A 20,266-nucleotide genomic window follows, 5' to 3' on the forward strand; every position below is an offset into this window, starting at 1 on the left:
GCTTCACTCGATTCGCCGAAACCGCAGGTCACACCCCCTCACACACTCCTGTGCCGGATCGTGAACCGCTGGAAAACACCCGTTGCCTGGGCGTCACGGGTGTTTTCCAGCGGTTCACGATCCGGCACAGGAGTGTGTGAGGGGGTGTGACCTGCGGTTTCGGCGAATCGAGTGAAGCTGGTCACGCGGCTGCGGATGAACCGGGCGGCCCGGGAGGACGTCCCTGACTGTCGAGGAGCCGACCTGGGGAGGGACTGTCCGATGCGTCGTGTGACGTTGCGCAGACCGCGGCTGCCGCGTACCCGGCGGGGGCAGCGGAGGCTGGTGCAGGCCGTGATGGCGGGGTGCGTGCTCGCGCTGCTCCCGGCGACGTGGATGTACACCGTGGCGGGTGACCGGCTGCGTACGACGGCGGATGTGCCGCGTACCGATGTGGCCGTGGTGTTCGGTGCCGGGCTGTGGGACGGCGAGCCCTCGCCGTACCTCGCGCACCGGCTGGACGCGGCGGCGAAGCTGTACCGGCAGGGGCGGGTGGAGGTGGTGCTCGTCACCGGGGACAACAGCCGTGAGGACTACGACGAGCCGGACGCGATGCGCGGGTACCTGACCCGGCACGGGGTGCCCGACGGACGGATCGTCAGCGACTACGCGGGGTTCGACACCTGGGACTCGTGCGTGCGCGCGAAGAAGATCTTCGGGGTGGACGAGGCCGTGCTGATCAGCCAGGGCTTCCACATCCGGCGGGCGGTGGCGCTGTGCGAGGCGGCGGGGGTCGCGTCGTACGGGGTCGGGGTGGACGCCGTGCACGACGCGACCTGGTACTACGGGGGCACCCGGGAGATCTTCGCCGCCGGGAAGGCCGCACTGGACGCGGTGTTCCGGCCGGACCCGCGGTTCCTCGGGCCGCGGGAGCCGGGTGTGGAGAGGGCCCTGGCGGCGGCCGAAGACCCTCTCCGCTAGCCGGCCGCCGTCAGCGTCTGTGGAAGACGACCAGGTCGCACATCATCGCCGGCTCGCAACCGCCAGGGCGGCGGGTTGCCGCCTCACGCGGGTGGGCCGGCGGCGGGGAGGATGCCGTCCCGGCCGCGTAACAGGGAACCGTCCCGGGCGTAACACGGCCGACGCACGCTGAACGGTATGCAGAGCACCGTGACGCCCACGCACTGCCCGTACTGCGCCCTGCAGTGCGGGATGAACCTGACGCCCGCGCCGGACGGGACCGTCGAGGTGAGCGAGCGCGCGGACTTCCCGGTGAACCGGGGCGCCCTGTGCGGCAAGGGCCGGACGGCGGCGGCGGTGCTCGCGCCCGGCGTGCGGCTGACCTCCCCGTTGGTGCGGGACGAGGGCGGCACGCTGGTGCCCGCCTCCTGGGACGAGGCGCTGGACCGGATCGCCGCGGGGCTGGGACGCACGCGCGCGCAGTACGGGCCGGACGCGCTCGGGGTGTTCGGCGGGGGCGGGCTGACGAACGAGAAGGCGTACACGCTCGGCAAGTTCGCGCGGGTCGTGCTCGGCACGTCCCAGATCGACTACAACGGCCGCTTCTGCATGTCGTCGGCGGCGGCCGCCGGCATCAAGGCGTTCGGACTCGACCGGGGGCTGCCGTTCCCGCTGGAGGACATCCCGAAGTCCGGCTGTGTGATCCTCGTCGGGTCGAACCTCGCGGAGACCATGCCGCCGTCGCTGCGGTTCTTCACCGAGCTGAGGGAGAACGGCGGCACGCTGATCGTCATCGACCCGCGCCGCACGAAGACCGCCGAGCAGGCGGACCTGCACCTCGCGCCCCGGCCGGGCACGGACCTGGCCCTCGCCCTGGGCCTGCTGCACCTGGTGATCGCCGAGGGCCGGGTGGACGAGGACTACGTCGGGGAACGCACGGTCGGCTGGGAGGAGGCCCGGGCCGCGGCGATGGCGCACTGGCCGGAGTACGTGGAGCGGATCACGGGGGTGTCCGTTCCACAACTCCGGGAGACCGTACGGCTGTTCTGCGAGCCGGAGTCGGCGATGGTGCTCACCGCGCGCGGGCCCGAGCAGCAGTCCAAGGGCACCGACACGGTGGGCGCGTGGATCAACCTCTGCCTGGCGACCGGCCGGGCGGGCCGCCCGCTGTCCGGGTACGGCTGTCTGACCGGGCAGGGCAACGGGCAGGGCGGGCGTGAACACGGCCAGAAGGCCGACCAGTTGCCGGGCTACCGCAAGCTCGACGACCCGGCCGCGCGGGCCCATGTCGCCGAGGTGTGGGGCGTCGACCCGGACAGCCTGCCCGGGCCGGGGCGCAGTGCGTACGAGCTGCTGGACGCGCTGGGCACGGACATCAAGTCCCTGCTGCTGATGGCGTCCAACCCGGTGGTGTCCGCGCCGCGTGCCGCGCACATCGAGGAGCGCATCCGGTCACTGGACTTCCTGGCGGTCTGCGACGTGGTGCTCTCGGAGACGGCGGCGCTCGCCGACGTGGTCCTGCCGGTCACGCAGTGGGCCGAGGAGACGGGCACGACGACGAACCTGGAGGGCAGGGTGCTGTTGCGGCGCCGGGCGGTCACCCCGCCGGACGGCATCCGCAGCGACCTGGAGGTGCTGCACGAACTCGCCGCCCGCCTGGGCGTGGAGAAGGGCTTCCCGACGGACCCGGAGGAGGTCTTCGAGGAACTGCGCCGGGCGTCCGCGGGCGGGGCGGCGGACTACTCGGGGATCACGTACCGGAGGCTGGCGGAGGAGGACGGGGTGTTCTGGCCCTGTCCGGCGGAAGCGGTGGAAGAGGCGGCGGGTCCGGGAAGTCCGGAAGGGCCGGGGAGCCCGTCCGGTGCGGATGGCCAGGGGGGTCGTTCCGCCGTGACGGAGTCCGGGGTGGACCCGGCGCCCGGCCCGGCCGAGCGGCCCCTGCCGGCAGAACCGGCCGAGCCCGAAGGCGCGGCGGGTGGCCCTGGCGCGCGAGGGAGCGCGTCGGGCCGCCCGGCCGTCGCGGCGGACGGGCCGGCACCGGTTCACCCCGGCACGCCCCGCCTGTTCCTCGACCGTTTCGCCACGCCCGACGGCCGCGCCCGCTTCGTCCCCGTCTCGCACCGGGCGACCGCCGAGGAACCCGACGACGAGTACCCGGTGCTGCTGACCACCGGGCGGGTGGTGGCGCAGTACCAGTCCGGGGCGCAGACCCGGCGGGTGGCGGAGCTGAACGCCGCCGCGCCCGGGCCGTTCGTGGAGCTGCATCCGAGGCTGGCCGCCCGGTTGGGGGCCGCCGAGGGGGACCCGGTGGCCGTCGTGTCGCGGCGGGGCCGGGCCGTGGCGCCCGCGAGGATCACGGACGCCATCCGGCCCGACACCGTCTTCATGCCCTTCCACTGGCCGGGCGAGGGCCGCGCCAACACCCTCACCAACCCCGCGCTCGACCCGACCTCCCGGATGCCGGAGTTCAAGGCGTGCGCGGTGCGGCTGGAGACCGTCGAGACGTAGCGGTCAGCTCACGGCGACGGCCTTCCAGGCCGCCGCGACCGCCTTCTGTTCGGTGCTGTCGGCGCCGTAGAGATCCTTCGCCGCGCTCAGGGTCGCCGTGCGCGCGGCCGCGTAGTTCGTCGAGGACGTCATGTAGACCGTCAGCGCCCGGTACCAGATCTTGCCCAGCTTGGCCCGGCCGATGCCGGTCACCGTGGAGCCGTCGCAGGTCGGGGAGTTGTAGGCGACGCCGTTGAGGGACTTGGTGCCGCTGCCCTCCGCGAGCAGGTAGGCGAAGTGGTTGCCGACGCCGGAGGAGTAGTGCACGTCGAGGTCGCCGAGCTTCGCGTTCCAGCAGTCCGCCGACTTGCCGTCCTTGGACGGCTTGTCCATGAAGCGCAGGGCCTCGCGGCCGAGGCCGGAGCGGACGACCTTCTCGCCGATGAGCCAGTCGCCCCGGTCCTCGGCGTTGGCCGCGTGGAACTCCACCAGCGTGCCGAACACGTCCGACGTGGCCTCGTTGAGGCCGCCGGACTCGCCCGAGTAGGTCAGCGCGGCCGTCTTCGACGTCACGCCGTGGGACATCTCGTGCCCGGCGACGTCCAGTGACACCAGCGGGCCCATCAGCTTGCCGTCGCCGTCGCCGTAGGTCATGCAGAAGCAGTTGTCGTCCCAGAAGGCGTTGTTGTAGTCCTTGCCGTAGTGGACGCGGTTGAAGGAGCCCTTGCCGTCGCCGGCGATGCCGCTGCGGCCGTGGACCTGTTTGAAGTAGTCCCAGGTGACGTCCGTGCCGTACTGGGCGTCCACCGCCACCGTGGACCGGTCGGCCGTCGCGCCCGTCCCCCACTGGTTGTCGGCGTCCGTGAAGAGCGTCGCGGGGGCGCGGGTCAGGCAGATGGTCAGCAGGCACTTGTCCGTCTTGTTCTCGGCGTCGCCGGTGTACGTGCCGCCGCGCGTCGCGTCCTTGAGCTGGTACGACGAGCCGGACGCCGTCGTCTCCAGCGGGACCGTGCCGCCATAGAGGGACTTGCCGTCGCCCGACGCCGACTCCAGGGAGTCCCAGGCGTCGATCCGGGCGCCGGTCGTCGCGTCGGTCAGGACCGTGCGCCCGACGGGGTTGCCGCGTTCGTCGTGGGCCACCGCGTCGGTCTGCCAGGCCAGCTTCGGGGCTCCGTGCAGGGCGTCGACGACCAGCCGCGGCTTGGCGGTCAGCCTCTTCAGGGTCTCGCCGAGGTGGGCCGCGCGCAGCAGGTTCGCCGCGAGGTCGGCGGCCTTGGGGGCGGTCACCTTCGGGGTGACGCTCGCCAGGGAGAGCGTCGACTTCGTCGCCCGGCTCGTGCCGCGGTACGTGCCGTCCGGGTTCAGGTGGAGGACGAAGTCCCCGCCGAGGACCGGGAGCCGGTGGTAGGTGCGGTCGTAGCGGACGTGCCGGGTGCCGTCATCGTCGACGACGACGTCCCGGACCTTCGTCTCCTGGGCCGAGGTGAGGCCCAGGGCTCCGGCCCGGTCCGCGAGCACCGCCTCCGCGTCCTCGACCGCGGCCGACCTGGTCGGCAGGTCAGCCGCGCCGGCGGCCGGGGAGAGAACGGCGGCCAGCAGGGCGGTGGTGCCGGTGACGGCCACTCCGGCGAGGGCGAGACGGGAACCGCGGACATGACGTATCCGACTCATCGGTCTCCTCATACGGGCGCACCCGGTCGCGTGGGGTCGACCGGGTGCGGCGTTGATGTTGACCGCGAGTTAAGGCGGCACGGACATGGCATGTCCATAGCCACACTGTGGAGGTGTGTGAGGGTGGAGAATCGTTCCTGTGACCCTCCCCTTCTTCGTCTACGGCACCCTCCGCCCCGGGGAGGTCAACCACGACCTCTTCCTGCGCGGCCGCACCCGCTCCGAGGAGCCGAGCAGGCTCGCGGACACGGTGCTGTACGAGGGACCGGGCTACCCGTACGCGGTCGAGGAGCCGGGCGGCGGCGTGGTCGGCGGGGAGCTGGTCACCGCGCTGCCGGAGGCGTACGAGGGGCTGCTCGCCGAGCTGGACCGGCTGGAGGAGTACGTGCCGGGGGATCCGCGCAGTCTGTATGTGCGCGTCGAGCGGCGGGTCGTACGGGAGGCCGACGGGGTGGCCGTGCCGGCCTGGGTGTACCTGGCCGCGCCCGCCGTCGCCGCACGGCTGCGGGCCCGGGGGCGGGCGATCGCGGGCGGGGACTGGCGGGCGCGGGTGTGAAAGGCGAGGTGTGAAAGGCGTGCCGAAGCGGGTTCAGCCCCCGTACGGCCGGTTCGCCCGGGCCTCCCGCAACGCGCTTCCCCACCACACCAGTTGGTCCAGCATGGTCTTCGCCGCCGCGTCCGGTCCGGACGGGTCGCGCAGGGCGCCCCGGTCGTCGAAGGAGGCACCGGCGTTGTGGAAGGAGACGGTGTCGCGGACCGTCACGGCATGGAGCTCCGCGAAGACCTGACGCAGGTGCTCCACCGCACGCAGGCCCCCGGACAGACCACCGTAGGAGACCAGACCGACGGGCTTGGCCTGCCATTCCGTGAAGTGCCAGTCGACGAGGTTCTTCAGGCCCGCCGGGAAGGAGTGGTTGTACTCGGGGGTGAGGACCACGAAGGCGTCCGCGCGGGCCAGCTTCGGGGTGATGCGGGACAGCGCGGCGGTCGCCTCCGGGGTCGGTTCGAGGGACATGGGAAGGGCGGTCTCGGCGACGTCCACGACCTCGGCGACCAGGTCGTCCCGGTCCCGGATGCGGCCGAGGAGCCAGTCCGCGACGACGGGGCCGAAGCGGCCGTGCCGGTTGCTGCCCACGACGAGGGTCAGGCGGAGGGGGTCGGCCGCGGCAGCGGCAGGTGCGGTGGCGGTTGTGTTCATGCGGCACAGCCTCGTACCTCAACCATCCTTGAGGTCAAGCGGCGAGGCGTGACGCCGGGTCACCCGTTCACACGCGCACCCCGCGCATTTCCGCACCCTGCCCTCCGAACGCCCGTGACCTGCCAAAACGACCGCGAGAAGCCACCGGTACACCTCCTCCTGACACCCATTCACCCCAATTCTGACGCCCCCTCAGAGGGCGCGCCCGTCCTGCTGCCCGTTACCTCGGAGGGGCAGGCGCATGACCGACCCGCTCGAAGGGGGAGCACCGATGCGACGTACCGCCCGGCCGCTGACCGGCATCGCGCTCGCCGTCGCCGCCGCGGCTCTCGCCGCCGCTCCCGCGTACGGCGCGTCCGCCGGTGGCCTGGAGGTGTCCCCCGCCTCGGTCGTGCCCGGCGGTCAGGTCACGGTGCGCACGGCGGCCTGCGGCGACGGCGGCTCGGCGACGGGTGACGCCAGCGCGGTCGGGGCCGGTTCCCTCAGCCTGGCGCCGGACGCGCACGGGCAGGACGCGACCGGGCGGTTCAAGGTGCCGCCGAGCGCGCAGCCGGGGACGTACGAGATCACCGCCACCTGCGGCGGCAGCGGCCGGCGGACCACCGGGGACCTGGTGGTCACGCTGACGCCGATGCGCGGGCAGGTGCATCCACGGGGGAGCGTGAAGACGGGGGTCGGCGGCGCTCTGGGCCCCGACCCCGTGCAGACCGCGGCCGGCGTGGCGGCCCTCGCCGTCGCCGCCGCGGGCGGTACCTGGCTCCTGCATCGCCGGGCGAGAGGCGACGGGATCTGACGGACACCCTCCGCTGTCCGTCGCCGGTACCGCATGTCCCTCCCCCTCCGGGTCCGACGCCCCTCGCGGCCCGGAGGGGGTACGGGGTCGAAGCTCAGGAAGGGGTGGGTGTGCGCAAGGTCCCCAGGTTCGGCAACGGCCTCCGCGATCCCGCGAACGCGGCCATGGCCGCCGTCACGGTGTTCGCCCTGTGCTCGGGGGTGTGGCTGCTGCGCGACGGTGCCGGGACACACGCCCCGCCGCAGCCCTCCGCCGCGCAGGCCCGGGCCGGGCTGGACGGCCGGGCCGGGGAGCGGCCCGCCGTGCCCGCGCTGCCGCCCTCGCCGCCCGACCGCATCCACATCCCGGCGATCGGTGTGAACGCCCCGCTGACCGGGCTCGGTCTGACGAAGACCGGCAGCCTCGACGTACCGCCCGCGGCGGACGAGAACCTCGCCGGCTGGTACGAGGCCGGCACCACCCCAGGGGAGCGGGGCACGGCGATCGTCGCCGGCCACGTCGACAACGCCGACGGCCCCGCCGTCTTCTACGACCTCGGCGCCCTGGCCCGCGGCGGCACCATCGAGGTGGACCGGCGGGACGGCGGCGTCGCGGTGTTCACCGTGGACGCCGTGGAGGTGTACGCCGCGAAGGACTTCCCCGACGAGAAGGTCTACGGCCCTGCCCGCCGCCCCGAACTGCGGGTCATCACCTGCGGCGGCGGGTACTCACGCGGCACCGGGTACCAGGGGAACGTCGTCGTCTTCGCGCACCTGACCGGCAGCCGGTGACACGCCCAGGACATGGGTCCGCCCCCAGGCCCCCAGCGGCTCCAGCGCCTCGTTCAGGGACACGCCCCGGGGCGTCAGCGAGTACTCCACCCGCGGCGGCACCTCGTCGTACGCCTCCCGGTGCACCAGGCCGTCGGCCTCCATCTCCCGCAGGTGCGAGGCGAGCACCTTCTCGGTGACGCCCGGCAGTTCGCGGCGCAGTTCACCGAAGCGGCACGGCCGCTCGTTCAGCGCCCAGAGGATCAGCACCTTCCACTTGCCGCCGATCACGTCCATCGCCGCGTCGATCCCGCACACGTACGCCCCCGGCCGCCGTCCGGTCGTCCCCATGCCCCGCCCCTCCCCTTGCGCTGCCTGGACCCTTCCCCCGGGGTAACCACCCACTTGCAAGTGCGTACTTGAGCAGGCGCTCCCCCGTGACGAGCCTAAACGCCATGACAGACAACGCGGTTGCTCCCCGCACTCCCCTCACCCCTCTCACTCCTTCGACCCCTCTCACCCTTCTCGGCACCGGCGCCATGGGCACCGCCCTCGCCCGCGTGTGGCTCGCCGCCGGGCACGAGGTGACCGTCTGGAACCGCACCGCCGCCCGGACCGATCCCCTCGCCGCCGAGGGCGCCACGGTCGCCGCGAACGCCGCCGACGCCGTGGCGGCGAACCGCCTGGTGATCGTCTGCCTCCTGGACGACGCCTCCGTGGGCGAGGCCCTCGACGGCGCCGATCTCGCCGGGCGGGACCTGGTGAACCTCACCACCGGCACCCCCGCCGAGGGACGGGCGCGGGCCGCCTGGGCCGAGGCGCGCGGCGCGCGCTTCCTGGACGCCGGGATCATGGCCGTCCCGCCCATGATCGGTGCCCCGGACTCCGGCGGCTACGTCTTCTACAGCGGCTCCCCCGAGCTGTTCGAGGAGCACCGCGACACCCTCGGCGTCCCGGCCGGCACCCGCTTCGTCGGAGCCGACCCGGGGTTCGCCGCGCTGCACGACGTGGCGCTGCTGAGCGCGATGAGCGGCATGTTCGCGGGCATCACCCACGCCTTCGCGCTGATCCGCCAGGAGGACATCGCGCCGAAGGACTTCGCGCCGCTCCTCGCGGACTGGCTGACGGCGATGGCCCCGGCCGCGCACCAGAGCGCCGAACAGCTGCAGAGCGGCGACTACACCCGCGATGTCGTCTCCAACCTCGCGATGCAGGTCGCGGGCAACGCCACCTTGCTGCGCACGGCCGAGGAGCAGCGGGTAAGCCCGGAGCTGCTGACGCCGTACATGGAGCTGATGGAGCGGTGGCTCGCCCTGGGGCACGGGGCCGAGGACGGGACGGGGATGGTGGAGTTGCTGGACGTGCGGGGGCGCTAGGCCAGCCACTGTTCGTACGCCAGGTTCCCCACCAGGGCGAAGACGACCGTCAGCAGGACGACGCGGACGAAGCCGCTGCCCTGCTTGAGGGCGGTGTGGGCGCCGAGCGTGCCGCCGGCCAGGTTGAAGACGGCCATCAGGGCGGCCAGCTGCCACAGGACCGCGCCCTGCCAGGCGAAGGTGGCGAGGGCGCCCGCGTTGGTGCAGCAGTTGACGATCTTGGCGGTGGCCGAGGCCGTGACGAGGTCGAGGTGCAGGATCGCGGTGAGAGCGAGGACCAGGAACGTGCCGGTGCCGGGGCCGATGAGCCCGTCGTAGAAGCCGATGCCGAGGCCGGCCAGGCCGATCGCCGCGAGGATCCGGCGGCGGGTGGCCGGGCCGGTCGCGGGGGCCGTGCCGAAGGCGGGCCGCAGGATCACGAAGGCGGCCACCCCCAGCAGCACCACCATGATCACCGGCTTGAGGACCTCGGTGCTCATCCCGGCCGCGAAGAACGCCCCGGCCGAGGATCCGGCCAGGGCGGCCAGCCCGATGCGGACGGCGGTGCGGACGTCCACGGGAGCCTTGCGGGCGTACGTCACGGCCGCGCCGGTGGTGCCGACGATGGCGACGGCCTTGTTGGTGCCGAGCGCGTGCGCGGCGGGTGTGTTCGCGGGCAGTCCGAGCAGCAGCACGGGCAGCAGCAGGAGGCCGCCCCCGCCGACCACGGCGTCGATCCAGCCGGCGGCGAGGGCCGCGACGCAGAGCAGGACGATCATGGTCAGCGATATGTCGGGCATGATCGCGACCCTATGCGAGGCCGGTACGCCGCCTCTGCGACGCCCCTCACAGCCCACGGGCGTCGCGCTGCGGGATCCCTCACGGCCGCGGTCGCCACCGGGGCGCGGAAGACTGCGGGGGTCCCACTCCAGCGCGCGATCGCCGCGTCGCGTCGCGGAGCACTGCGGGGGTCGCTCCGGCCCGCCATCGCCGCGTCGCGGAACACTACGGGGATCCGTCCGGCCCGCCATCGCCGCGTCGCGGGGCGCCGACCCGCAGCCCGCCAACACCGCACCGCCGAACACCGCGGGGACCCTCACCCACCACCGTCACCGCGCCGCAGAACCCCTCACAGCCCGCCGTCTTCGCACCTCAGGAAGTCTCACACCCGGCGCCCCCGCCCGCTGAGGGCAGCGTTCCCCGCGGGAAACAGAGGTGATGCTGCCGGGTAACACCGGCACCGCACGCTCAAGGGCATGACCTCGAATGAGCGTGTGGTGGTGATCGGCACCGGCCTCGCGGGCGTACGGCTCGCCCGGCGGCTCGGTGAGCTCGGCACGCCCGCGCTGCTGATCGGCGAGGAGGAGCACCGGCCCTACAACCGGGTGCTGCTCGCCGAGGTGCTGGCCGGACGGTACAGCCCCGAGGTGATCGCCCTGCCGACGCCCGCGGCACTGACGCGCGGCCGGGTCACCGGAATCGACCGCGCGGCGCGCACCGTGCGGTGCGCGGACGGCTCGGTGATCGCATACGACACGCTCGTCCTGGCCACCGGATCCAACCCCGTGCTGCCGCCCCTGCGCGGTCTGTTCACCGAGAACCACCAACTGCCCGAGGGCGTGCACGCGTTCCGCACCATGGACGACTGCCTGGGGCTGTCCAAGGCGGTCCGGCCGGGCGCGAAGGCGGTCGTGATCGGCGGCGGGCTCCTCGGGGTCTCCGCCGCCCGCGCCCTCGCACTGCGCGGCGCGCAGGTCGTACTCGCCCAGCAGTCCGAGCGGCTGATGGAGCGCCAGCTCGACCCGGCCGCCTCGAAGCTGGTCCGGCGTCACCTCACCGACCTCGGCGTCGAGGTGCACACCGACCTGCGCGTCCGGGACGTGCGCTGCGTCGGCGGCGCGGTCCGCTCGGTGGAGATGGCCGACGGATACGCCCTCGACGCCGACCTCGTGGTCCTGGCCTGCGGGGTCCACCCGCGGGTGGGTCTGGCGCAGGCGGCCGGCCTGGAGGTGCGCAAGGGCATCGTCGTCGACGACGAGCTGCGCACCTCCGACCCGCACATCCACGCCCTCGGGGACTGCGTCCAGCACCACGGCACGGTGTACGGACTCGCCACTCCGGCACTCGAACAGGCCGACGCGCTGGCCGAGTTGCTTGCCGGTGACGCCACCGCCCGGTACACCGGCACGCGTTCTCTGACGCGGCTCACGCTCAACGGGCACGACAGCCCCTTCGACCTCGCCGCGTTCGGCGAGACCGAGGCCCTCCCGGGCGACGACGTCGTCCAGCTCGCCGACGCCACCCGCGGCACCTACCGCAAGGTCGTCGTCCGCGACGACCGCCTGGTCGGCGGGGTCCTCGTCGGCGAACTCGGCACCGTCGGCGCGCTCGCCCGCGCCTGGGAGGGAGCAGAGCCGCTCCCCTCCGACGGCGGCCCGCTGCTCCACCTGCTCACCAACGATGGAGGCTCCTGATGACCGCCACCCCGGAGGCCACGGAGGCCACCCCCACGATCGTGCTCGTCGGCCACGGCATGGTCGGCCAGCGCTTCCTCGAGGCGCTCGCCGAGCGCGGCCTGACCGCCACGCACCGCGTGGTCGTGCTCTGCGAGGAGCCGCGCCCGGCGTACGACCGCGTCGCCCTCACCTCGTACTTCTCGGGGAAGACGCCCGAGGACCTCTCCATGACGGACATGGAGTTCATCGCCGCGCACGGCATCGAGCTGCGCGTCGGCGACCCGGCGGTGTCCGTCGACCGCGAGGCCCGCGAGGTCACCGCCCGGTCCGGTGAGGTCTTCGCCTACGACACCCTGGTCCTCGCCACCGGCTCCTACCCCTTCGTCCCGCCGGTCCCGGGCAAGGACGCCGAGGGCTGTTTCGTCTACCGCACGATCGAGGACCTCCTGGCGATCGAGGAGTACGCGAAGTCGAAGGCCAAGGTGGGTGCCGTGGTCGGCGGCGGGCTGCTCGGGCTGGAGGCCGCCGGGGCGCTGAAGGGCCTCGGACTCACCTCGCACATCGTGGAGTTCGCGCCCCGGCTGATGCCCGTCCAGGTGGACGACGGCGGCGGTGCCGCGCTGCTGCGCACCATCGAGGAGATGGGCCTGAGCGTCCACACGGGCGTGGGCACGCAGGAGATCCTGGTCGACGCCGAGGGCGCCGTCACCGGCATGAAGCTCTCCGACGGTTCCGAACTCGCCGCCGACATGGTGGTGTTCTCCGCCGGTGTGCGCCCCCGCGACCAGCTGGCCCGCGACTGCGGTCTGACGGTCGGGGAGCGCGGCGGCATCACCGTCGACGAGCAGTGCCGTACGGTCGCCGACCCGCACGTCTTCGCGATCGGCGAGTGCGCGCTGGCCTCCGACGGCCGGGTGTACGGCCTGGTGGCCCCCGGTTACGAGCAGGCCGAGACGGCCGCGGCCACGATCGCCTCCGACGAGGCGTCCTTCACGGGCGCCGACCTGTCCACCAAGCTGAAGCTGCTCGGCGTGGACGTGGCGTCCTTCGGTGACGCGCACGGCACCGCCGAGGACTGCCTGGACGTCGTCTACTCCGACTCCCGCGCGGGCCTGTACAAGAAGCTGGTCATCGGCCGGGACGGCACGCTGCTCGGCGGCATCCTGGTCGGCGACGCGGAGGCGTACGGCACGCTGAAGGCCTTCACCGGCTCGGTCCCGCCGGTCTCGCCCGAGTCGCTGGTGCTGCCCGCGGGCGCCGGGGAGTCCGTGCAGCTCGGCCCGTCCGCGCTGCCGGACGAGGCGATCGTCTGCTCCTGCCACAACGTCTCCAAGGGCACGATCCGCGGCGCGGTCACCGACCACCAGTGCACGACCGTGCCCGAGGTGAAGAAGTGCACCAAGGCCGGCACCGGCTGCGGCTCCTGCGTCAAGGTCCTCGGCCAGCTCGTCAACGCCGAGCTGGAGGCGAGCGGCGTCGAGGTCGACAAGGGCCTGTGCGGCTGCTTCGGGCAGACCCGCGAGGAGCTCTACGAGATCGTCCACGCCCTGCGCATCACCACCTACCAGGACCTGCTGGACCAGCACGGCCGCGAGGAGGCCCGGGGCGGGGACGGCTGCGAGATCTGCAAGCCGGCCGTCGGCTCGATCATCGCCTCCCTCGCCCCGACGATCGGCGCGAGCGGCTACGTCCTGGACGGCGAGCAGGCGGCCCTCCAGGACACCAACGACCACTTCCTGGCCAACCTGCAGAAGAACGGCTCGTACTCGGTCGTCCCGCGGATCCCCGGCGGCGAGATCGCCCCGGAGAAGCTGATCGTGATCGGCGAGATCGCCCGCGACTTCGGCCTCTACACGAAGATCACCGGCGGTCAGCGGATCGACATGTTCGGCGCCCGCGTCGAGCAACTGCCGCTGATCTGGGCCCGGCTGGTGGACGCCGGCTTCGAGTCCGGCCACGCCTACGGCAAGTCACTGCGCACGGTGAAGTCCTGCGTCGGCCAGACCTGGTGCCGCTACGGCGTCCAGGACTCCGTCCGGATGGCGATCGACCTGGAGCTGCGCTACCGGGGGCTCAGGTCGCCGCACAAGCTCAAGTCGGCGGTCTCCGGCTGCCAGCGCGAGTGCGCCGAGGCGCAGTCGAAGGACTTCGGCGTGATTGCCACGGCCAACGGCTGGAACCTCTACGTCGGCGGCAACGGCGGCGCGACCCCGCGGCACGCGGACCTGCTCGCCCAAGACCTGTCGGACGCCGAACTGGTCCGGCTGATCGACCGGTTCCTGATGTTCTACATCCGCACCGCCGACCGCCTGGAGCGCACGTCGACGTGGCTAGAGCGGATCCCCGGCGGTCTCGACCACGTGCGGGACGTCGTCGTCCACGACTCGCTCGGCATCTGCGACGAACTGGAGCAGCTGATGCGGGCGCATGTCGCGCACTACCGCGACGAGTGGGCGGAGACCGTCAACGACCCGGAGAAGCTGGCCCGGTTCGTGTCCTTCGTGAACGCGCCGGACACCCCGGACCCCGTCGTCGCCTTCGTGCCCGAGCGCGACCAGATGAAGCCCGACCTGCCGCTGCTGTCCATCGGCATGCGACCCGCCGCTGACGTACTGGAAGGAAGCGCCCAGCGATGACCCTGGCACTCGAGACCACCGACCTCAAGATCGAACTCGCCCTGGACGACGACTGGTTCACGGTCTGCGACCTGAGCGCGCTGCTGCCGGGCCGCGGGGTGGCCGCACTGCTGCCGGACGGCCGGCAGGCCGCGATCTTCCGCGACCGCTCCGGCGACCTGTTCGCCATCGACAACCGCGACCCCTTCACCGGCGCGGCCGTCCTCTCCCGAGGCCTCACGGGCACCCACAAGGGCCGCCCCTTCGTCGCCTCCCCCCTCCTCAAGCAGCGCTTCGACCTGGCGTCGGGCGAGTGCCTGGACGACGAGACGGTACGGGTGACGGCGTACAAGGTGCGCGTCTCGTAGCAGCCTTTCTTGACCGATCGTTCTTGACAGACCTAGGCTACGGCGCGTGGCCAGGACCAAGGAGTTCGATCCGGACGCCGCGCTCCAGGCAGCTCTCGAGCTGTTCTGGCGGCGCGGCTACGAGGCGACGTCGATGTCCGACCTCGTCGCACACCTGGGTGTGGGGCGCGCCAGCATCTACGCGACCTTCGGCAGCAAGCACGAGCTGTACCTGAAGGCGCTGGACCGCTATCAGCAGTCGTGCGACCCGCAGCTGCTGCGCGAACTGTCGCTGCCGGGGCCGGCGCTGCCCGCCGTACGGGCGGTGGTGCGCCGCTTCGCCGCCGAGTCCACGGCCGACGACCGCCGGCTGACCGGCTGTTTCGTCGTGAACACGGCCGCCGAACTGGCCCCGCACGACACCGCCGCGTGCCGCCGCGTGGAGCACAGCTGGGACCAGCTGGAGACCCTGCTGCGGTCGGCCCTGGTCCGCGCGCAGGCGCAAGGGGAGCTGGGCGAGGGCCGCGATCCGCGCACCCTGGCCCGCATGCTGCTGGTCCTGATGCAGGGGCTGCGGGTCGTCGGCAAGGCGTCGGCGGACCCGGGCCGGGCGCGAGACGCCGCGGAGCAGGCCCTGGCACTGCTCGACTGAGACGGGCACCCCAAGGGGTGCCCTTCTTCACGCCCGAATACTGGACCGATCGGTCAAGAAAATCCTCAGGGGAGATCATGACGCATCGCTTCACCGGCAGGACCGCCCTCGTCACCGGCGCGGGTTCCGGCATCGGACGTGCCACCGCCCTCGCCTTCGCGGCGGAGGGCGCGCACGTCGTCGTCGCGGGACGACGCAGGGGGCCGCTCGACGAGACCGTGACGCTGATCGAGGAAGCGGGCGGCAAGGCCCTGGCCGTCACCGCCGACGTGACCCGGGCCGACGACCTTCAGGCCCTGGTCGACGCCGCCGTGGACCGCTTCGGCTCCCTGGACGTCGCGGTGAACAACGCGGGCGTCCTGGAGGCCGGCGGGCAGCCCGCCGCGGACGTCCCCGAGGACGCCTGGCGCCGGATGCTCGACATCAACGTCACCGGCGTGCTGCTCGCCCTCCAGGCCGAGGTGCGCCGGATGCGCACCCAGCCGGACGGCGGTGCCATCGTCAACATCGCCTCCTGCATCGGCGTCCACGGCCGCATCCCCGGCATGACCGCCTACGGCGCCACGAAGGCGGCCGTTTCGGTCCTCACCCGCGGCGCCGCCCTGGACCACATCGCCGAGGGTGTCCGCATCAACGCCGTCTCGCCGGGCGCCAGCGCCACCTCCATGTCCTTCAAGCCGGGCGAGACGGAGGCCGGTCGCGCGGAGCGGATGCGGACCGCGGTGCCGGTCGGCCGCGTCTCGACGGTCGAGGAGATCGCGGCCGCTGTGCTGTACCTGGCCTCGGACGACGCGGCGTCCGTCGTGGGCACCGACCTGGTGGTGGACGGCGGCTCCACGGCCTGAGCGGGCCGGGGCGCCGGGGAGCGGGGGGCGTCGGCGGCGCGTTCGCAGTGGGGCCAGTCGCCGAAGTCGCGGTCCCGGCTCCACAGCGTGCGGGCCGCCCGGATGTTCCACTCGGGGTCCAGGGCCTCGCGCGGTGTGCCGCCCAGCTCGCGCAGCCGGGCGTCGGAGATCTGGAACAGGCCCCAGTTCCGGGTGCCGTTGGTGTTGGGGAGGATGTGCAGCGGGTCGAGGAAGGACTGGCAGTCGGCGATGGCCACCGCCTTGTCCGGCACCTCGGGGAACACGTCCCGGACCCGTTGCCGCACCTTCTGCGGCGACCACACGGCCATCCGCACCCGCGAGGTGTACAGCGCCTTCTTCGTGGGCTCCCCGACGACTCCGTTGGGCTGGAGTCCGGCGAGCACCTGGAAGGCCGTGACACGGCGCAGGGTCTGCGGCCCGAAGTCCCCGTCCACGCCGATGTCCGCGCCCTTGGCGTGCAGCAGGCGTTGTACCTCCCGCACGCACTCGTCGTGCTGGCCCATCGCGATCACGGGCGAGCAGTTGGCCGAGAACAACGGCCGGTCCTCGCCGGTGCCGCGCCCTCCGCCGCCGGAGGGTGACCGGCCGCTCGTCAGCGCCCAGGCGCAGACACTGACGGCGGCGACAACCGCGGCGGTGACGACGGAGGTGCGCAGCCGGCGCAGCCGCGACGACCCGGCGGCGCGTGGGCTCGGCTCGACGCCCGGGCCCGCGTGCCGGCCGGGGGTGGCGTCCTTGGTGGGCGCGGTGACCCGGTCCGGGTGCGATTCCGTGGTGGGTTCGGCGTCCCGGCCCGGGTGCGATTCCGTGGCGGGTTCGGTGCTTCGGCCCGGGTCCGATTCCCTGGTGGGTTCGGCGTCCCGGCCCGAGGTCGATTCCGGGGCGGGCACGGTGTCCCGGCCCGAGGCCGAATCGGTGGAAGCCTCGGCGGCCCGGCCGGGGGCCGCGTCCATGGCGGGCCCGTCGGTTCGGCCCAGGGACGAATCCGTGGCGGGCGCGGCGGTCCCGCCCAAGGCCGAATACGTGTCAGGCCCGGCGGTCCGGCCCAGGGCCGCGTCCGTGGCGCCCGCCCGCCCCGCGGCCTCGGATTCAGCTCGGTCGTCCTCCTCTTCCTCCGCACCGGCCGCGGAGCCGACACCGGCACCGGCTGGGGAGCTGTCACCTGCACCGGCACCGGAGCCGACACCGGCCGCGGGACCGGCCCCGGTACCCGCACCCGCACTGGCTGCCGCGGCGGCGGCCCGCGCCGCGTCGGCCAGGGCCCACAAGCGGTGCAGGGTGCGCAGTTCGTCCGGGGTCGCGCCGCAGACCGTGGCCAGCCGGTGCACGCTGCCGTAGTCCTGCGGCACCGACGTACCACGGCAGTAGCGGTGCAGGGTCGAGCCCGCCAGGCCGGACTTCCTGGCGAGGGCCTCGTAACTCAGTCCGGACCGGCTCTTGAGTGAACGCAACAGCGCGGCGAACCGCTCCGTTTCAGGGCATGCGGACAACGCCATTCCCCCCTCGGGAATCCCCAACGGACGCTGGTCGGGCGTCTCGTGCCGCCACTGTGCCACCAAAGGCGTCCCATGGCCGTCCCAACGGTTCCGGAACGCGCCAGGCAGGCGCCGGGACGCCGTCCCGGCATCCCAGACGGCCCCCGCGTCCTTGCCCGGCCCGGTCGTGCCTTGCCAGCGTCGGGCCGTCCGCTCCACCGTCCCGACCTCCGAGGAGACCAGGCTCATGCGCCTTTCCGTACGCCGGCACTCTCGTACGAACTCGCTGCTCGCGGTTCTCACCGTCAGCGCCGCCGCCGTCACCGCCCTGGCCGTGCCGAGCTCCGCGTCGGCGGCCCCGGCCGCGCCCGCCGCGGTGGACTGCGCGTCCGGGCACATCTGCTTCTGGACCGGAGCCAACTTCACCGGCAGCAAGTGCGCGTGGGACGTGGCCGACCCCGACTGGCAGAGCGGTGCCGTCCGGTGTTCCTGGGCCGCCACGACCAACGTGAAGTCGGTGTGGAACGCCGGCACCAGCAGCTCCACCGGCGTCGCCTACTACCGGGGTGCCAACTACTCCGACCGCGTCGGCTGCACCCGCCAGCAGCACGGGGGCAACCTGGCCGGTACGTACAAGGTCCGCTCCCACCGGTGGATCTCGGGCAGCTGCGGCTGACCTGGCGCCCGGCACGAACGAGGTGGCGTGCACACCCGCTCGGGCGTGCACGCCACCTCGGCATGTCCCACGCGGGCGGGTCAGCCCACGAGGGGTGAGCGCGTGTGCTCCTCCGGGAGGGGCCGCGTGTCGAGGTAGAACCACTCGGCGTCCGCGGGGGGCCAGGGCGGCGGTTCCGCCGCGGCTTCCTCCGCCGGGGGGACCGGGCGCCTGGGCAGCGGCGCCGTCGCCGGAGCCTCGAAGACGGACGGCACGGAACCGGCCGGCTTCGCCTCCCCCGGCATCAGCAGCTCCACCCGCAGCCCGAGCCCCCGCTGCTGGGCGGTGAACTCCTCGACCTGCTGTCGGCAGGCGTGGTCCAGGTGGGTCACGCCGGTCAGGTCGAGCCGGATCCGCGGCTTCCCGGACGCGGCGGCCGCCTCCAGCGCGTCGATGACCTTCGGCAGCCGCAGGAACGTGGCGTTGCCCGCCATGACGACCTTCGCAGTGTCCTGCTCCACGTGCTGGCGGATCACGGTCTGCGACATGCGCAGCGCGGCCAGCACGATCCCCGCGGCGAGACCGAACAGCACGCCCTCCAGCAGCGCGGTTGCCACGATGACCAGCATCGTCAGCGTCATCACCGCGAACTCGCCCCGGTCCTGCCGCCACATCTTCGGGAACTCGGCGGGCCCGAAGAGCTTCCAGCCGCTGTGCACGAGGACGCCGGCGAGCACGGAGATCGGGATCAGCGCGAGCACCTGCGGCAGCAGCAGCGCGAACAGCAGCAGCCACAGGCCGTGCAGGGTGCGCGAGAGCCGGGTCTTGGCCCCGGCCTGGACGTTCGCCGAACTGCGCGCCACCACCGCGGTGATGGGGAGCGCGCCGAGGATGCCCGCGACGGTGTTGCCCGCGCCCTGGGCGATCAGCTCGGTGTTGTAGCGGGTGCGCGGACCGCTGTGCATCCGGTCCACGGCAGCGGCCGTGAACAGGCTCTCCGCGGACGCGATGACCGTGAAGGTGAGGATCGCGGTGATGATCGTCCCGTCGGCGAGCGCGGCGAACTGGGCGGCGCCCGGCACTTGAACGGAGCTGAGCAGGTTGCCCACCTGGAGCGTCTTCACGTCCACGCCGGGCAGCGCGGCGACGACCATGCCGATGCCCACGGCGACCAGCGCGGCGGGGATCTTCCCGGCCGGCCCGGGCACCTTCTTCCACACGAAGCTGAGCACGATCGTGGCGACGCCGAGCAGGGTGGCGATCATCGCCTGCGGGTTCGTCAGGACTCCGGCCAGCAGCCCGGGGATGCCGGCCATGTTCTCCAGCGCGGTACCGGGGGCCTTGGCGTCGGCCATCGGATAGGCCTGGCTGAACATCAGCGGCACACCGATGCCGGCGAGCATGCCCTGGACCACGGCGACAGAGATGGCCTGGAACATCCGCCCGAGCCGGACCAGCCCCAGGACGATCTGGAGGAGGCCGGCGAACAGCACGATCACGCCGAGCATGGCCACGCCGACCTCGGCGACGGTCTCCGCGACCAGCGCGGCGAGGCCGGCGGCCGGGCCGCTGACCTGGAGCGTGCTGCCCCGGACCGCGCCCACGACCAGACCCCCGATCACCCCGGAGATGATCCCCAGTTCGGCGGGGACGCCGGAGGCGACGGCGACACCGATGCACAGCGGCAGGGCGACCAGGAAGACGACGAGGGAGGCGGTGATGTCGGTGGCGAGATCCCCCTTGACCCCCGCCTTGCCACCGAGACCCTTTCCGCCGATGCCCTTGCCACCCGGGCTCGCGCCGGGCACCTCACCACGGAGATCCTCACCGCCGGGCACCTCGCCACGCAGGTCCGTGCCGCCGAGGCCCTTGCCCCCCAGGCCCTTGGCGCTGCTCAAGGCTCCGCGGATCAACCCGCCCAGGGCACCACCGCCCGCACGGCCCGTGCGCGGACCACCCGGGGGGTTCCCGCCCGTTCCGCGGGTCGAGCGCCCCCCTTGTGCCGACC

The 20,266-nt window shown here is 73.1% G+C and carries 17 protein-coding genes and 1 pseudogene; 12 read left to right on the forward strand and 6 right to left on the reverse strand.

Going from position 1 to position 20,266, the window contains the following annotated elements; all coding sequences use genetic code 11:
- The first annotated feature begins 261 nt into the window (after positions 1-261).
- Together K4G64_RS29635 and K4G64_RS29640 are read left to right on the forward strand one after the other, a co-directional pair.
- Positions 262-960 (forward strand): vancomycin high temperature exclusion protein, encoded by a 699-nt coding sequence (locus K4G64_RS29635; RefSeq protein ID WP_221759035.1) that lies wholly within the window; start codon positions 262-264, stop codon positions 958-960.
- Positions 961-1,137: 177 nt separating this feature from the next.
- The gene (locus tag K4G64_RS29640) at positions 1,138-3,447 is read left to right on the forward strand and encodes a molybdopterin oxidoreductase family protein (RefSeq protein ID WP_221759036.1); all 2,310 of its coding nucleotides are present in this window, start codon (positions 1,138-1,140) and stop codon (positions 3,445-3,447) included.
- A gap of 3 nt (positions 3,448-3,450) precedes the next feature.
- Here the strand turns inward: K4G64_RS29640 and K4G64_RS29645 are convergent, their stop codons facing one another.
- The gene (locus K4G64_RS29645) at positions 3,451-5,097 is read right to left on the reverse strand and encodes a M4 family metallopeptidase (protein WP_221759037.1); all 1,647 of its coding nucleotides are present in this window, start codon (positions 5,095-5,097) and stop codon (positions 3,451-3,453) included.
- A 139-nt stretch (positions 5,098-5,236) separates the two neighbouring features.
- On the opposite strand from K4G64_RS29645, the gene K4G64_RS29650 reads away from it, so the two are divergent.
- Entirely contained in the window at positions 5,237-5,653 is a 417-nt protein-coding gene (locus K4G64_RS29650) for a gamma-glutamylcyclotransferase family protein (RefSeq protein WP_221759038.1), read from the forward strand.
- A 33-nt stretch (positions 5,654-5,686) separates the two neighbouring features.
- Here K4G64_RS29650 and K4G64_RS29655 read toward each other — a convergent pair whose 3' ends face one another.
- The gene (locus K4G64_RS29655; RefSeq protein ID WP_221759039.1) at positions 5,687-6,295 is read right to left on the reverse strand and encodes an NADPH-dependent FMN reductase; all 609 of its coding nucleotides are present in this window, start codon (positions 6,293-6,295) and stop codon (positions 5,687-5,689) included.
- A gap of 271 nt (positions 6,296-6,566) precedes the next feature.
- Here K4G64_RS29655 and K4G64_RS29660 point away from each other — a divergent pair, with 271 nt between their 5' ends.
- Together K4G64_RS29660 and K4G64_RS29665 are read left to right on the forward strand one after the other, a co-directional pair.
- Positions 6,567-7,088, forward strand: coding sequence for a hypothetical protein (locus K4G64_RS29660; RefSeq protein ID WP_221759040.1), 522 nt, complete (start codon positions 6,567-6,569; stop codon positions 7,086-7,088).
- A 164-nt stretch (positions 7,089-7,252) separates the two neighbouring features.
- The gene (locus K4G64_RS29665; RefSeq protein WP_221759050.1) at positions 7,253-7,858 is read left to right on the forward strand and encodes a class F sortase; all 606 of its coding nucleotides are present in this window, start codon (positions 7,253-7,255) and stop codon (positions 7,856-7,858) included.
- Here the strand turns inward: K4G64_RS29665 and K4G64_RS29670 are convergent.
- Positions 7,796-8,188, reverse strand: a complete 393-nt coding sequence (locus K4G64_RS29670) for a helix-turn-helix domain-containing protein (protein WP_221759041.1) — start codon at positions 8,186-8,188, stop codon at positions 7,796-7,798. The two genes, K4G64_RS29665 and K4G64_RS29670, sit on opposite strands and share 63 nt — an antisense overlap.
- A gap of 104 nt (positions 8,189-8,292) precedes the next feature.
- Between K4G64_RS29670 and K4G64_RS29675 the strand changes: the two genes are divergently transcribed.
- On the forward strand, positions 8,293-9,213 hold the full coding sequence (locus tag K4G64_RS29675) for an NAD(P)-dependent oxidoreductase (protein WP_221759042.1): 921 nt from the start codon (positions 8,293-8,295) through the stop codon (positions 9,211-9,213).
- Here the strand turns inward: K4G64_RS29675 and K4G64_RS29680 are convergent.
- On the reverse strand, positions 9,210-9,992 hold the full coding sequence (locus K4G64_RS29680; protein ID WP_221759043.1) for a TSUP family transporter: 783 nt from the start codon (positions 9,990-9,992) through the stop codon (positions 9,210-9,212). The genes K4G64_RS29675 and K4G64_RS29680 overlap by 4 nt on opposite strands.
- A gap of 456 nt (positions 9,993-10,448) precedes the next feature.
- On the opposite strand from K4G64_RS29680, the gene K4G64_RS29685 reads away from it, so the two are divergent.
- The 5 genes from K4G64_RS29685 (at position 10,449) to K4G64_RS29705 (ending at position 16,107) form a co-directional block, all read left to right on the forward strand.
- The gene (locus tag K4G64_RS29685) at positions 10,449-11,666 is read left to right on the forward strand and encodes an NAD(P)/FAD-dependent oxidoreductase (protein ID WP_221759044.1); all 1,218 of its coding nucleotides are present in this window, start codon (positions 10,449-10,451) and stop codon (positions 11,664-11,666) included.
- The gene (gene nirB / locus K4G64_RS29690) at positions 11,666-14,284 is read left to right on the forward strand and encodes a nitrite reductase large subunit NirB (RefSeq protein ID WP_221759045.1); all 2,619 of its coding nucleotides are present in this window, start codon (positions 11,666-11,668) and stop codon (positions 14,282-14,284) included. The genes K4G64_RS29685 and nirB overlap by 1 nt, the downstream gene beginning before the upstream one ends.
- Positions 14,281-14,631, forward strand: a complete 351-nt coding sequence (gene nirD, locus K4G64_RS29695) for a nitrite reductase small subunit NirD (protein ID WP_221759046.1) — start codon at positions 14,281-14,283, stop codon at positions 14,629-14,631. Before nirB ends, nirD begins: the two co-directional genes overlap by 4 nt.
- A gap of 46 nt (positions 14,632-14,677) precedes the next feature.
- Positions 14,678-15,262 (forward strand): TetR/AcrR family transcriptional regulator, encoded by a 585-nt coding sequence (locus K4G64_RS29700; protein ID WP_221759047.1) that lies wholly within the window; start codon positions 14,678-14,680, stop codon positions 15,260-15,262.
- A 77-nt stretch (positions 15,263-15,339) separates the two neighbouring features.
- Complete coding sequence (locus K4G64_RS29705; protein WP_221759048.1) at positions 15,340-16,107, forward strand: SDR family NAD(P)-dependent oxidoreductase; 768 nt, start codon at positions 15,340-15,342, stop codon at positions 16,105-16,107.
- A 359-nt stretch (positions 16,108-16,466) separates the two neighbouring features.
- On the opposite strand, the pseudogene K4G64_RS40610 reads toward K4G64_RS29705, so the two are convergent.
- Positions 16,467-17,852: pseudogene (locus K4G64_RS40610) on the reverse strand (helix-turn-helix domain-containing protein); the annotation flags it as partial.
- Between K4G64_RS40610 and K4G64_RS29720 the strand changes: the two are divergent.
- Positions 17,851-18,279 (forward strand): peptidase inhibitor family I36 protein, encoded by a 429-nt coding sequence (locus K4G64_RS29720; RefSeq protein WP_221759049.1) that lies wholly within the window; start codon positions 17,851-17,853, stop codon positions 18,277-18,279. The pseudogene K4G64_RS40610 and the gene K4G64_RS29720 sit on opposite strands and share 2 nt — an antisense overlap.
- 80 nt (positions 18,280-18,359) lie before the next feature.
- Here the strand turns inward: K4G64_RS29720 and K4G64_RS29725 are convergent, their stop codons facing one another.
- Entirely contained in the window at positions 18,360-20,036 is a 1,677-nt protein-coding gene (locus K4G64_RS29725; protein ID WP_221759051.1) for a SulP family inorganic anion transporter, read from the reverse strand.
- Positions 20,037-20,266 lie beyond the last annotated feature (230 nt).

The sequence above is a fragment of the Streptomyces sp. WAC04114 genome (assembly GCF_019733245.1).
Lineage (GTDB): Bacteria > Actinomycetota > Actinomycetes > Streptomycetales > Streptomycetaceae > Streptomyces > Streptomyces massasporeus_A.